This is a genomic window from Streptomyces sp. NBC_00306 (genome assembly GCF_036169555.1).
Lineage (GTDB): Bacteria > Actinomycetota > Actinomycetes > Streptomycetales > Streptomycetaceae > Streptomyces > Streptomyces achmelvichensis.
In genome coordinates, this window is record NZ_CP108032.1 from 535,354 (window position 1) to 546,348 (window position 10,995).

10 protein-coding genes and 1 pseudogene are annotated in these 10,995 nt (G+C 70.4%); 7 read left to right on the forward strand and 4 right to left on the reverse strand.

Annotation, left to right across the window (positions count from 1 at the left end):
• Positions 1-45: 45 nt before the first annotated feature.
• Together OHA05_RS02445 and OHA05_RS02450 are read right to left on the reverse strand one after the other, a co-directional pair.
• The gene (locus OHA05_RS02445) at positions 46-1,221 is read right to left on the reverse strand and encodes a hypothetical protein (RefSeq protein WP_328859635.1); all 1,176 of its coding nucleotides are present in this window, start codon (positions 1,219-1,221) and stop codon (positions 46-48) included.
• Between the two features lie 121 nt (positions 1,222-1,342).
• The gene (locus tag OHA05_RS02450; protein ID WP_328859636.1) at positions 1,343-2,176 is read right to left on the reverse strand and encodes an NAD-dependent epimerase/dehydratase family protein; all 834 of its coding nucleotides are present in this window, start codon (positions 2,174-2,176) and stop codon (positions 1,343-1,345) included.
• Positions 2,177-2,282: 106 nt separating this feature from the next.
• Between OHA05_RS02450 and OHA05_RS02455 the strand changes: the two genes are divergently transcribed.
• Positions 2,283-3,284, forward strand: a complete 1,002-nt coding sequence (locus OHA05_RS02455; RefSeq protein ID WP_328859637.1) for an AraC family transcriptional regulator — start codon at positions 2,283-2,285, stop codon at positions 3,282-3,284.
• Positions 3,277-3,419, forward strand: a pseudogene (locus OHA05_RS02460) (GNAT family N-acetyltransferase); the annotation flags it as partial. The gene OHA05_RS02455 and the pseudogene OHA05_RS02460, both read left to right, overlap by 8 nt.
• Positions 3,420-3,472: 53 nt before the next feature.
• On the opposite strand, the gene OHA05_RS02465 reads toward OHA05_RS02460, so the two are convergent.
• Complete coding sequence (locus OHA05_RS02465) at positions 3,473-3,958, reverse strand: hypothetical protein (RefSeq protein WP_328859638.1); 486 nt, start codon at positions 3,956-3,958, stop codon at positions 3,473-3,475.
• 125 nt (positions 3,959-4,083) lie between these two features.
• On the opposite strand from OHA05_RS02465, the gene OHA05_RS02470 reads away from it, so the two are divergent.
• The 3 genes from OHA05_RS02470 (at position 4,084) to OHA05_RS02480 (ending at position 7,668) form a co-directional block, all read left to right on the forward strand.
• Positions 4,084-5,529, forward strand: a complete 1,446-nt coding sequence (locus tag OHA05_RS02470) for a glyceraldehyde-3-phosphate dehydrogenase (protein WP_313948092.1) — start codon at positions 4,084-4,086, stop codon at positions 5,527-5,529.
• A 232-nt stretch (positions 5,530-5,761) separates the two neighbouring features.
• Positions 5,762-6,772, forward strand: coding sequence for an SPFH domain-containing protein (locus tag OHA05_RS02475; RefSeq protein WP_328859639.1), 1,011 nt, complete (start codon positions 5,762-5,764; stop codon positions 6,770-6,772).
• Positions 6,769-7,668: a hypothetical protein gene (locus OHA05_RS02480; protein WP_328859640.1), complete on the forward strand. Its 900-nt coding sequence runs from the start codon at positions 6,769-6,771 to the stop codon at positions 7,666-7,668. The genes OHA05_RS02475 and OHA05_RS02480 overlap by 4 nt, the downstream gene beginning before the upstream one ends.
• Positions 7,669-7,806: 138 nt before the next feature.
• On the opposite strand, the gene OHA05_RS02485 is transcribed toward OHA05_RS02480, so the two are convergent.
• The gene (locus OHA05_RS02485; RefSeq protein WP_328859641.1) at positions 7,807-8,520 is read right to left on the reverse strand and encodes an SDR family oxidoreductase; all 714 of its coding nucleotides are present in this window, start codon (positions 8,518-8,520) and stop codon (positions 7,807-7,809) included.
• Positions 8,521-8,647: 127 nt separating this feature from the next.
• On the opposite strand from OHA05_RS02485, the gene OHA05_RS02490 reads away from it, so the two are divergent.
• Both OHA05_RS02490 and OHA05_RS02495 read left to right on the forward strand, forming a co-directional pair.
• Positions 8,648-9,220, forward strand: a complete 573-nt coding sequence (locus OHA05_RS02490; RefSeq protein WP_328859642.1) for a TetR/AcrR family transcriptional regulator — start codon at positions 8,648-8,650, stop codon at positions 9,218-9,220.
• Positions 9,221-9,908: 688 nt separating this feature from the next.
• Complete coding sequence (locus tag OHA05_RS02495) at positions 9,909-10,826, forward strand: S1 family peptidase (protein ID WP_328859643.1); 918 nt, start codon at positions 9,909-9,911, stop codon at positions 10,824-10,826.
• The last annotated feature ends 169 nt before the right edge of the window (positions 10,827-10,995 follow it).

Genomic DNA, 10,995 nt, shown 5'->3' on the forward strand with positions numbered 1-10,995 from the left:
CGCACCGCGCACGTGAGGCAAATGCAGCAGCGTCAGGCCCCGCCCTCAGGCGAGGACGACGTCCACCTTGTGCGCAGCGAAGAACGCCAGGATCTCGGCGAAGGGGGGTGACGCGTCGTACGTGAGAGGCGTGCGACCGAGGCATGCGCGGGCCACCTCGTGGTCGTGCCACACCAGGGTGAAAGGGGGCCGGGCGCCACAGTCGTCGCCGAGTGCGTATTCGATGGTCCCGAAGCATGAGCCGAAGTAGCCACCCGGGCCGTTGACGGCCTCGCCGAGGGCGAGGGCGAAGCCCTGTTCGTCGGTGATGTATCTGCCGTCCAGATGGCGCGTGGCCTCGGGCCGAGTGCCGGGCGTGGGACGCGCGGCCCGATTGTTCTGCGTGGCCCTCGACCAGGCGCCGCGCTCGAAGCCGCTGAGCGGGGCCCAGAGATTGGGCTCCCGGGGCGGCCCGTCCCACCACATGTCGTGGACCGTGCCGGCAGCCGAGGACCTGAAATCGTTGCACGACATGTCGAGGGTGAGGTCCACGCGCCCCGTGCCCGCCGGAGAGGGAGCCCATGATGCGACGTGCAGACAGGTCCAGTGCTCGTCGATGACCACGCCGGTGCGGTCCAGGGACGACAGATACACACCGCCCAGGTCGAACTGGTCCTCTCCCGATCCCCATGCGGCCGACAACGGCCCCCGGAGCTCACATCCCAGAAGCCGCGGAGGTGCGATGTCGGGTTCGGGTTCCTTGTCGATCAGAGCCACTTGCGTGCAGACGCCGAAGTCCTCGTCGCCGGTGCCCGTCAGCACGAATCCGCTGAACGGCGGGGGCACCTCGGGGACTTCCGGTTGCTCGTCGGCGTTCTCCCCTGCGTGGCCGCCCAGGACTGCCTCGAGCGTGATGTCGACCGGAGCGTCATGCGCGCCCGCCGGCCCACCGCCCAGAATCCGTACCTCCGCCAGGCACCACACGTCCCAGGCCGGTTCCACGGGCACTCCGTGCCGGTCCAGAGCGTGCAGTGTGAGCCCTCCGAGTGGAGCCGGGCCGCCGGCGAGCGCCGATGCGACGGCCGCGGCGAGTCCGCCTTTCGGCAAGCACCCGCGCAGCTCGTAACGGTGGCGAGCAGGAAGGGGCAGGTCGACGTAGTAGGCCTCGGCGTCCGTGCAGAGGGCCACTGTCTCTTCCGGACCGTCGGGGGCGTCGGTCTCGACGGTGATACGGAACCGCATGGTGTGCCCTCACCTCGCTGTGTCGTTGTTCGCCCAGCATGGCACCGGAATCACGGTCGGCTGCAGACCCGCGGACACCGACCGCCCCGACCGGACGGTGTCCGGCCGGGGCGGGTTCCGGTCAGCCGTGCCACATGCCGGTGGCGGCGGTGGCTCTGATGTAGTCCGTGACGTCACGGGGTTCGCGGTGCAGAACCTGCTGTACGCCATCGGCGAGCTCTGCGAAGCGGTTCTCGCTGATCCACCCGTAGAGCATGTTCAGCAGGGCCGTGTACTCCTGCGACAGGCCCTGCCGTACGGCGTAGGCCGCGAAGTCGGCCGGTGGGACGGGACGGTAGGCGATGTCCCGGCCGGTGGCCCGGGCGATCTCGTCGACCACGGTCCGCAGGCTCAGCAGACGCGGCCCGGTCAGCTCGTAGGCCTGCCCGCCGTGGCCGTCCCCGGTGAGGGCTGCCACGGCGACGTCCGCGATGTCCTCGACGTCGATGAACGGCTCGACCCCGTTCCCGGCCGACATCACGACATCACCGTCTTGCACCTGACCTCGGAAGAACGCGTCCTCGCTGAAGTTCTGCGCGAACCAGGCCGGTTTGAGGATCGTCCACTGCGCACCGGACTCCCGCACCGCGCGCTCGCAGGGAAGTTTCTCCTCGCCGGCCGGCACGACCCAGTCGCGGACGGACAGCAGCACCAGCCGCTCCGCGCCGCCCGACACGGCCAGCTTGCTGAAGGAACTCAGCGACACCGCCGCGTCATCGAGCTGCGAGTCCACCAAGTAGGCCGCGCCGACGCCCTCCAGTACCGGCTCCCATGTGTTCTCGTCGTTCCAGTCGAATCGGGTCGGCCCCTTCCGAGAAGCCACCCGGACCTCATGTCCGCGCTGCCGGAGGCGGGAAGCCACGCGGCGTCCCGTCTTGCCCGTGCCGCCGAGGACCAGGATCGGTTTGTTTGTCATGCGGACAGTCAATGCGTTCGGGGGTGAGCGGTGGAATGGCCTGTCCGCTCAGTCCGATGTCTCAACGTCTCACCCGCGACGGCGCATCGGCGTCTAGCGTTGCGGCATGGATGCGTTGGCAAGCCTGCTCTACGAAGTGCGGTCGGACGGTGCCCTGTTCAGCCGCAACTTCGTGGCCCCGCCGTGGTCGGTGCGCTTCGCCGACCGGACACCGCTCACCCTGATCACCATGCTGCGGGGTACCGGCTGGGTCGTTCCCGGCGACGCCGCGCCCGTGGCGCTCGGGGGTGGAGATGTGGCCATCGTCGTCGGCTCGGAGCCGTTCTCCGTCGCCGACTGCGCCGACGTACCGACGGCGCCGCTGTATGTGCTCCACGGACCCGATCACTGCACGACCGCCGACGGCGAGGAGATCAGCGACGAACTCGTTCTGGGCGTTCGCACCTGCGGGAACAGCCTGGACGGCCCTACCGTCCTGCTCACCGGCAGCTACCAGGTCGGCGGCCGGGTCTCCGAACGGCTGCTGAGCGCGCTGCCGCGGGTGCTCGTCGTTCGCCACGACGGCAGGCCCTCGCCGATCCTGGACCTCACCGCCCTGGAGATCAGCCGGGACGATCCGGGGCAGCAAGCCGTCCTGGACAGACTGCTCGATCTGCTGTTGCTGGCCACGCTGCGGGAATGGTTCACACGCCCGGAGGCCGACCCGCCCGGCTGGTACCGCGCGCTCGGCGACCCGGTCGCGGGGAAGGCCCTGCGACTGATCCACGACGAACCCGCGCGCCCGTGGACGGTGACCACACTCGCCGAGGAGGCCGGCGTATCGCGAGCGACTCTCGCCCGCCGCTTCAGTGACCTGGTCGGAGAGCCGCCCATGGCCTATCTGACCGGCTGGCGCCTCGCACGGGCCGCGGATCTGCTGGCGCGCACCGAGGCCACCGCGGAGTCGATCGCCCGGCAGGTGGGCTACCGAAGCGCCTTCGGACTGAGTGTGGCCTTCAAGCGTGTGTACGGCACCCGGCCCAGCCTCCACCGGGCGGCCGCCCAGGGCACGTCCTCGGAATCGAGGGCCGGAGCGGGAGCGGGAGCGGGAGCGGGAGCGGATGGGTGACGGCCCGGCTCCTGAAGCGGCGGACCGCGCCTGTTCGGGCGGCTCTTCGCAAAGGTCTACGCCCAGGGCCTGTTCGACGTCCGGGCGGTTCGTCGCGACGGGCTCCTGGTCGGACATGCCGAGATCAAGCCGACGGCTTTGACACCCCTGGGACTGGAGGAGGTGTTCGCGACTACCGGCGCTCCACCTCAGGTTGACGAGGGCGCACTGGTCGCGGTTGTCTCCGCCGGCTCGGGGTGGGAGCGGACGGCGACTGTCAGAGCGACAGCGATCACGCCGAAGACCACAGCCGCGGGATTCACATAGCCGGGCACAGCGCCTTCGTGGATCCGCCCGCCGTCGACGCGGCACCCGAAGTGCAGGGGGACGAACGACGGTTCATAGCCCTCGACGCGCTGGGCGTTCTCCTTCCCCACCGCCTCCCGACACGCCAGGGATTGTCCGCTTTCGTCCAGGAAGGCGAGGTGCAGTACGCCCCAGGTGTACACACCGACCGCACCCGCCCAGGCCAGCACGGCAAGCCCCTTGGCGCCGGCACGCGCGGACCGCGTGGCGCCCGCACGGATCAGCAACACCACCGCCCGGACTCCGACCCAGGGTGTGACAAGGAGGCCCGCCAGGGCCAGCAGCAGTACGAGCAGGGGGTTGTGGCCGTCGTACGGATCTCCCGACATGCGGCGCAGCCTGCCATACGGGCCGGGCGGGGAAGGGCGCCTTTCTCACCGGGCCGACACCGCCCGCATGATCAAAAGACGGACGGGTTAGCATATGAGCACCGCCTAGCTCGAAAGATATTCCTGTGACTGTCAATGACGACTCGTTCACCAACTGGAAGAACCGCGAGGAGATCGCGGAGTCGATGATCCCCGTCATCGGGAAGCTGCACCGGGAGCGGGACGTCACGGTCCTTCTCCACAGCCGCTCCTTGGTGAACAAGTCGGTGGTCAGCATCCTCAAGACCCACCGCTTCGCCCGGCAGATCGCCGGCGTCGAGCTCTCGGTCACCGACACGCTTCCGTTCCTGCAGGCCCTGACCACGCTCGACCTCGGTCCGTCCCAGATCGACATCGGCCTGCTCGCCGAGACCTACCGGACCGACGACCGCGGCCTCTCGGTGGCGGAGTTCACCGCCGAAGCCGTCGCCGGCGCCACGGGCGCCGACAAGATCGAGCGCCGCGAGCCGCGCGATGTGGTCCTCTACGGCTTCGGCCGCATCGGCCGTCTCGTCGCCCGGCTGCTCATCGAGAAGGCCGGCTCCGGCAACGGCCTGCGCCTGCGGGCCATCGTCGTCCGCCAGGGTGGCGACCAGGACATCGTCAAGCGCGCCTCGCTGCTGCGCCGCGACTCCATCCACGGCCAGTTCCAGGGCACCATCACGGTCGACGAGTCGAACAGCACGATCAACGCCAACGGCAACGAGATCAAGGTCATCTACGCGGGCGACCCGTCGGAGGTCGACTACACGGCGTACGGCATCAAGGACGCCATCCTCATCGACAACACCGGCAAGTGGCGTGACCGCGAGGGGCTGTCGAAGCACCTGCGCCCCGGTATCGACAAGGTCGTCCTGACCGCCCCGGGCAAGGGCGACGTCCCCAACATCGTGCACGGCGTCAACCACGACACGATCAAGCCGGACGAGCAGATCCTGTCCTGCGCGTCCTGCACCACCAACGCGATCGTCCCGCCGCTGAAGGCGATGGCCGACGAGTACGGCGTGCTGCGCGGTCACGTGGAGACCGTCCACTCGTTCACCAACGACCAGAACCTGCTGGACAATTACCACGCGGCCGACCGTCGTGGCCGCTCCGCGCCGCTCAACATGGTGATCACCGAGACCGGTGCCGCCTCCGCCGTCGCCAAGGCACTGCCCGACCTGAAGGCGAGGATCACCGGCAGCTCGATCCGCGTCCCGGTGCCGAACGTCTCGATCGCGATCCTGAACCTGCGGCTCGCACGCGAGACCACCCGCGAGGAGGTCCTCGACCACCTCCGCAACGTCTCGCTGAACTCGCCGCTCAAGCGCCAGATCGACTTCATCAGCGCCCCCGACGCGGTCTCCAGCGACTTCATCGGCTCGCGCCACGCCTCGATCGTCGACGCCGGCGCCGTCAAGGTCGAGGGCGACGACGCGATCCTCTACCTCTGGTACGACAACGAGTTCGGCTACTCGTGCCAGGTCATCCGCGTCGTCCAGCACGTCTCCGGGGTGGAGTACCCGACGTACCCGGTTCCGGTGGCCTGACCGGACCATCAGCACCAGCGAAGCGGCCGGCCCCCTGAGGGCCGGCCGCTTCGCTGTGGGTGCGCATCGGTGCGGGTGACCACCGGGGGGCGAACCGGCCCGAGCGGGCGGCGCGTTGACGGCCGGAGGACACAGCAGGGGCGAGCGACGCACAGACACCCGACCACTTTCGTCTTATTGACGATAACCCGTCGGAGCCTATATCGTCGAGGAGACGAAAAGGGGTCCCGGCATGGCCGACATCATCAGGCGCTTCGGATGGCGCCACCTTCGTTCCGCGCCCACGGCTCACGTCCGCCACCACCGGCGGGGCGAGCTGGTCCACGACGGACCCGGCCTGAGCTTCTGGTACCGCGCGCTCACCGCCGCGCTGTGCGAGATTCCCGTGGACGACCGGGAGGAGTCCATGGCCTTCCACGCCCGCACCGCGGACTTCCAGGACGTGACCGTCCAGGCCGCCGTGACCTACCGGATCGGCGAACCGTCCACCGCCGCCTCGCGGCTCGACTTCTCCATCGACCCCGACACCGGCGTCTGGCGCGGCGCACCGCTGGAGCAGATCTCCACCCTGCTCACCGAGACCGCCCAGCAGCACGCCCTCGACGTACTGGCCCGCACCCCCCTTGCCGCCGCCCTGACGGACGGTGTCGCCGCCGTACGGGAGCGCATGAGCGACGGGCTGGCCGGGGAGCCCCGGCTGGCGGCCACGGGCATCGCCGTCGTGGCCGTCCGCGTCGTCGCCCTGCGGCCCGAGCCCGAGGTGGAACGGGCGCTGCGCACGCCCGCGCGGGAACAGATCCAGCAGGAGGCGGACCGGGCCACCTACGAACGGCGGGCCGTGGCCGTGGAGCGCGAGCGCGCCATCGCGGAGAACGAGCTCGCCAGCAAGATCGAACTCGCCCGCCGGGAGGAGCAGTTGGTCGAACAGCGCGGCACGAACGCCCGTCGCGAGGCCGAGGAGACGGCCGCTGCCGACGGTGTACGGGCGGCGGCGGAAGCGGCTCGTACGGTCCGGCTCGCGAAGGCGGAGGCCGAGGCCGCCCGTGAGGTGGGTGACGCCCGGGCGCACGCCCAGGCCGCCTGGCTGCGGGTGCACGCCGAGGTCGACGCGTCCACGCTGCACGCGCTGACGGGTTCCCGGCTGGCCGAGAACCTGCCGCGGATCGACAGTCTCACCGTGTCCCCGGACGTGCTGACCGGGCTGCTCGCCAAGCTCGGCCGCCCGCAGGGGGAACAGGAATGAGTCTCGCCCCGCGGGCGGTGCTGGTGCACCGCACCAGTGAGTACGAGGAGTTGCTCGCCCTGCACGGGACACACGGGCAGGCGGGCTTCTTCCTCTCCTCACGCGGGCGGAGCATCGACGAGGTCGCCGAACGCCATCGGCGCGCGCGGCGCATCCTCTCCGAGGTGACGGCCTCGGTGCCGTTGAACTGGCGGCAGGCGCGCGTGGAGCGAGCCGATCTCGACCGCTTCCTCTTCGGCCCCGAGGACGTCGTGGTCGTCGTCGGGGCGGACGGCCTGGTGGCCAACACCGCGAAGTATCTGGCCGGTCAGCCGGTCATCGGTATCGACACGGATCCGGGGCGCAACCCGGGCGTCCTGGTGCGCCACCGGTCGCGGGACGCCGGCCGGCTGCTGGGAGCGGCGACGAGCACGGGCGGCTCGTTCGACGAGCTCACCATGGTGGAGGCGGTCGCCGACAACACCGAGCGGCTGCGGGCACTGAACGAGATCTATCTCGGCCGGCCCGGCCACCAGAGCGCCCGCTACCGGCTGCATGCGGGCGGGGACGACGATGCTTCGGAGACGCAGGCCTCGTCGGGTGTTCTCGTCGGCACAGGCACCGGATCGACCGGCTGGTTGCGCTCCCTGTGGCAGGAGCGCGCCAGCCGGCCGGTGCTGCCCGGTCCCGCCGATCCCCGGCTCGTCTGGTTCGTCCGCGAGGCCTGGCCCTCCCCCACCACCGGAACCACACTGGTCGGGGGCGTCCTCGAACGCACCGAGCAGCTGCGACTGGTCGTGGAGTCCGACCGCCTGGTGGCTTTCGGCGACGGCATCGAGAGCGACGCCCTGGAGCTGACCTGGGGCCAGAGCGTACGTGTCGGTGTCGCGGACACCAGGCTGCGGCTGCTGCTCTGAGGGCCGCCCGGCCGGGGAAGACCCGCGGCCCCCGCCGGGAACGGGAGCCGCGGGAGTCCGGTGCCGCCGGGCGCCGCCGGGATGCGCGAGACCGCGATCCGTCAGGCCTGGCGCAGGACGCCGGCCTGCGGGGACGATCTAGCCCAGCAGCTCGGCCACCTGCGGGTAGAGGGCGGCGGGGTCGGCGGCGAGGCCGGCCTTCACCTGCGCGCTGATGTCGTCGGCGAGGTACTCGAACCGGCGGGCCTCGACGGTGTCGAGCGCCCCGTGGGCGACCTTGGCCGGGTCGGTCTTGGGCCCCTCGACCGCCGCGGCCATGTCGGTGTCCATGTATCCCACGTGGAGCGCGGTGACCAGGGTCCCCTGCGCGGCGAGCTGGACCCGCAGGGCGTTCGTCACGGCCCATTCGGCGGCCTTGGCCGCGCTGTACGCGGCGTTGTCCGGGAACACGTACCAGGACAGCACCGACAGCACATTGAGCAGCGCGCCGCCTCCGTTGCGGGCCAGCACGGGGGCGAAGGCCCTGCTCATGTCCAGCGTGCCGAAGACATGGGTGTCCATCTCGCGCCGGAACCCGTCCGTACTGCCGTCGAGGATGCCCGTCCCGGTGGAGATTCCCGCGTTGTTGATCAGGAGCGTCACGTCCTGGGCCTGCTCGGCCGCGGCCCGTACGGATGCGGGATCCGTGATGTCGAGCGCGAGGGGCACCGCACCCGGGGTGGTCACGGTGTCCGGGTTGCGGGCCGCCGCGTAGACCTTCGCCGCTCCGCGGTCGAGGAGCGCCTTGACGAACTGGTCCCCCAGTCCGCGGTTGCCTCCGGTGACCAGAGCTACTGCGCCCTCGATCTGCATGGTGATCTCTCCTCGTTCCGTGTGGGGCCGCGAGAGGGGTGTTTCGCACGGCATGGAAACCGATCGGTTTCCACCAAGGTAAACCGATCGTTTTCCATAGGCAAGTCCGCGAGGTAATCTCGTTCGCATGACCACGACAGCGATGGCGTCCACCCGCGACCGGCTGCTCGACGCAGCGGCCGAGCTCTTCTACCTCCAGGGCGTCAACATCGGCGTCGAAGCGCTGTGCAAGGCCGCCGGGGTCTCCAAGCGCTCGATGTACCAGCTGTTCGACGGCAAGGACGCGGTCCTCGCCGCCTGCCTGGAGCGGCGCGCCCCCGCGTATGCCACGGCGCTCTTCCCCGCGGCGGACGACTCCCGACCGCCGAGGGACCGGATCCTCCATGTCTTCGAGCGGCTGGAGGCAGAGGCCCTGGCCGCCGACTTCCGGGGCTGCCCGTTCCTCGCCGCACAGGTCGAGCTCAAGGACCCGGAGCATCCGGCGAGCAAGGTCGCCCGCGAGGTGAAGCGGACCCTCACGGAGTTCTTCCGCCTCGAGGCGCAGCACGGCGGCGCCCACGACCCGGTCCTGCTCGCACGGCAGTTGACGCTTCTGTTCGACGGGGCGAGCGCACGGGCCGGCGTGGGCGCCGAGCAGCTCGACGGACTGACACTCATCACCGCACAGGCCCTCATGGACGCATCGGGAATGACGAAGTAGTCCGGTCCGGAGCGCCCCTTCCCGCGAAGAGCCGAATCGACGCGTCCAGTTCCGGACACGTGCGGAGGGTGACCCAAGGGTGGCGATCGGGCCCATAACGGCGGCTTCCCACGAGCCGTCCGCCCCTCACGGACCGGTCGGCCGAGTCGCCGGCGGGGTGTCACCGCCGCGCCAGGCCCCGCCCGGACCTCCCGACGGCACCCTCGGAAGGGTTCGCGCCCGTGTGCACCCGCCACGGGTGGGCCTGTTCGATGCGCGTAGATCACCCGAGAGGCCGCGAACGAACGCTGCCGCTGTCGATCAGACGCTGAACAGCCGAAACGGTGCGTGACGTTCCGGTTCACGCCGCGCGTACCACTCGAAAACCTTGTGTCACACCTGACGCGCCCGCCAGCTGACGCTACGTGAGCAAACGGTGGCTCGCACCGCGCCACCCCTTCGCGAGGCCCGCGCCGCCCTCGCCCGCACGGCCCAACCAGTGGCCGCCGCCCGGCAATTCGCCTCGCGCGGACCATGGACGCGCGTAGAGCGGCCGAAAGGCGATCTTGTCGCCACCCCATCCGGAGCACAGGATTCCTACCGCACCGCTTGGCAGGCTCATGACCGTTCACCCGGTCGACGAGCCGGCCGTTCGGCGCTCAAGGGCCCGCCCACCCAACGGGCCCCGGATCCCCCACCGGAGGATGTAGTGAACATCAAGCGCTTCTCCCCCCTCGGCGGCGTAGGCAGACGTGGCCGGCTGATCGCCGTAGCCACCGGTCTGCTGACCGTCTCCGCGCTTGCCGCCCCCACCGCCGTCGCCGAAACGGGCACCGTCGCACGAGCCACGACGGCCCAGCTCGCCCAGGCGAACAACGCCGTGCTCGGCGCGGACGTCGCCGGCACCGCCTGGTACACGGACAAGGCGACGGGCAAGCTCGTCGTCACGGCCGACCAGAGCGTCTCGGCCGCCGAGATCGCCCAGATCAAGAAGGCCGCCGGGGCACAGGCCGGCACCCTCGAGATCAAGCGCACCCCGGGCACCTTCAACAAGCTCATCGCGGGAGGCCAGGCCATCTACGCCGGCGGCGGACGATGCTCCCTCGGCTTCAACGTCCGCAGCGGCAGCACCTACTACGCGCTCACCGCGGGCCACTGCACCAACATCGGCAGCACCTGGTACACCAACTCGGCCAACACCACGGTGCTGGGCACGAGGACGGGATCCAGTTTCCCGACCAATGACTACGGCATCATCCGGCACTCGAACGCGTCGGCCGCCGACGGCCGGGTCTACCTCTACAACGGCTCGTACCGCGACATCACGTCCGCGGGCAACGCCTCCGTCGGCCAGGCCGTGCAGCGCAGCGGCAGCACCACGGGTCTGCGCGGCGGCACGGTGACCGGTCTCAACGCGACGGTCAACTACGGCGGTGGCGACATCGTCTACGGCATGATCCAGACCAACGTCTGCGCCGAGCCCGGCGACAGCGGCGGCTCCCTGTTCGCCGGTTCCACCGCGCTCGGTCTGACCTCCGGCGGCAGTGGCAACTGCAGCTCCGGTGGCACCACGTTCTTCCAGCCGGTCACCGAGGCGCTGAGCGCCTATGGCGTGAGCGTCTTCTGACACACCGGTTCGACGCCCCGATCCGCTCAGCGATCGGGGCGCTGACCGGGCACACCCGATCGACGCACGACGAGGGCCGGTGGTCCGCCGCGAGGCGGGCCGCCGGCCCGACGCACGTCCCGGTCTCCCGAGCCGCGCCGAACGCTGCTTACTGGTAGGAAAGGGGCAA

Coding starts and splice junctions, on each gene's coding strand:
- OHA05_RS02445 (WP_328859635.1), bottom strand. CDS start 1,221: ATGCGGTTCCGTATCACCGTCGAGACCGACGCCCCCGACGGTCCGGAA.
- OHA05_RS02450 (WP_328859636.1), bottom strand. CDS start 2,176: ATGACAAACAAACCGATCCTGGTCCTCGGCGGCACGGGCAAGACGGGA.
- OHA05_RS02455 (WP_328859637.1), top strand. CDS start 2,283: ATGGATGCGTTGGCAAGCCTGCTCTACGAAGTGCGGTCGGACGGTGCC.
- OHA05_RS02465 (WP_328859638.1), bottom strand. CDS start 3,958: ATGTCGGGAGATCCGTACGACGGCCACAACCCCCTGCTCGTACTGCTG.
- OHA05_RS02475 (WP_328859639.1), top strand. CDS start 5,762: ATGGCCGACATCATCAGGCGCTTCGGATGGCGCCACCTTCGTTCCGCG.
- OHA05_RS02480 (WP_328859640.1), top strand. CDS start 6,769: ATGAGTCTCGCCCCGCGGGCGGTGCTGGTGCACCGCACCAGTGAGTAC.
- OHA05_RS02485 (WP_328859641.1), bottom strand. CDS start 8,520: ATGCAGATCGAGGGCGCAGTAGCTCTGGTCACCGGAGGCAACCGCGGA.
- OHA05_RS02490 (WP_328859642.1), top strand. CDS start 8,648: ATGACCACGACAGCGATGGCGTCCACCCGCGACCGGCTGCTCGACGCA.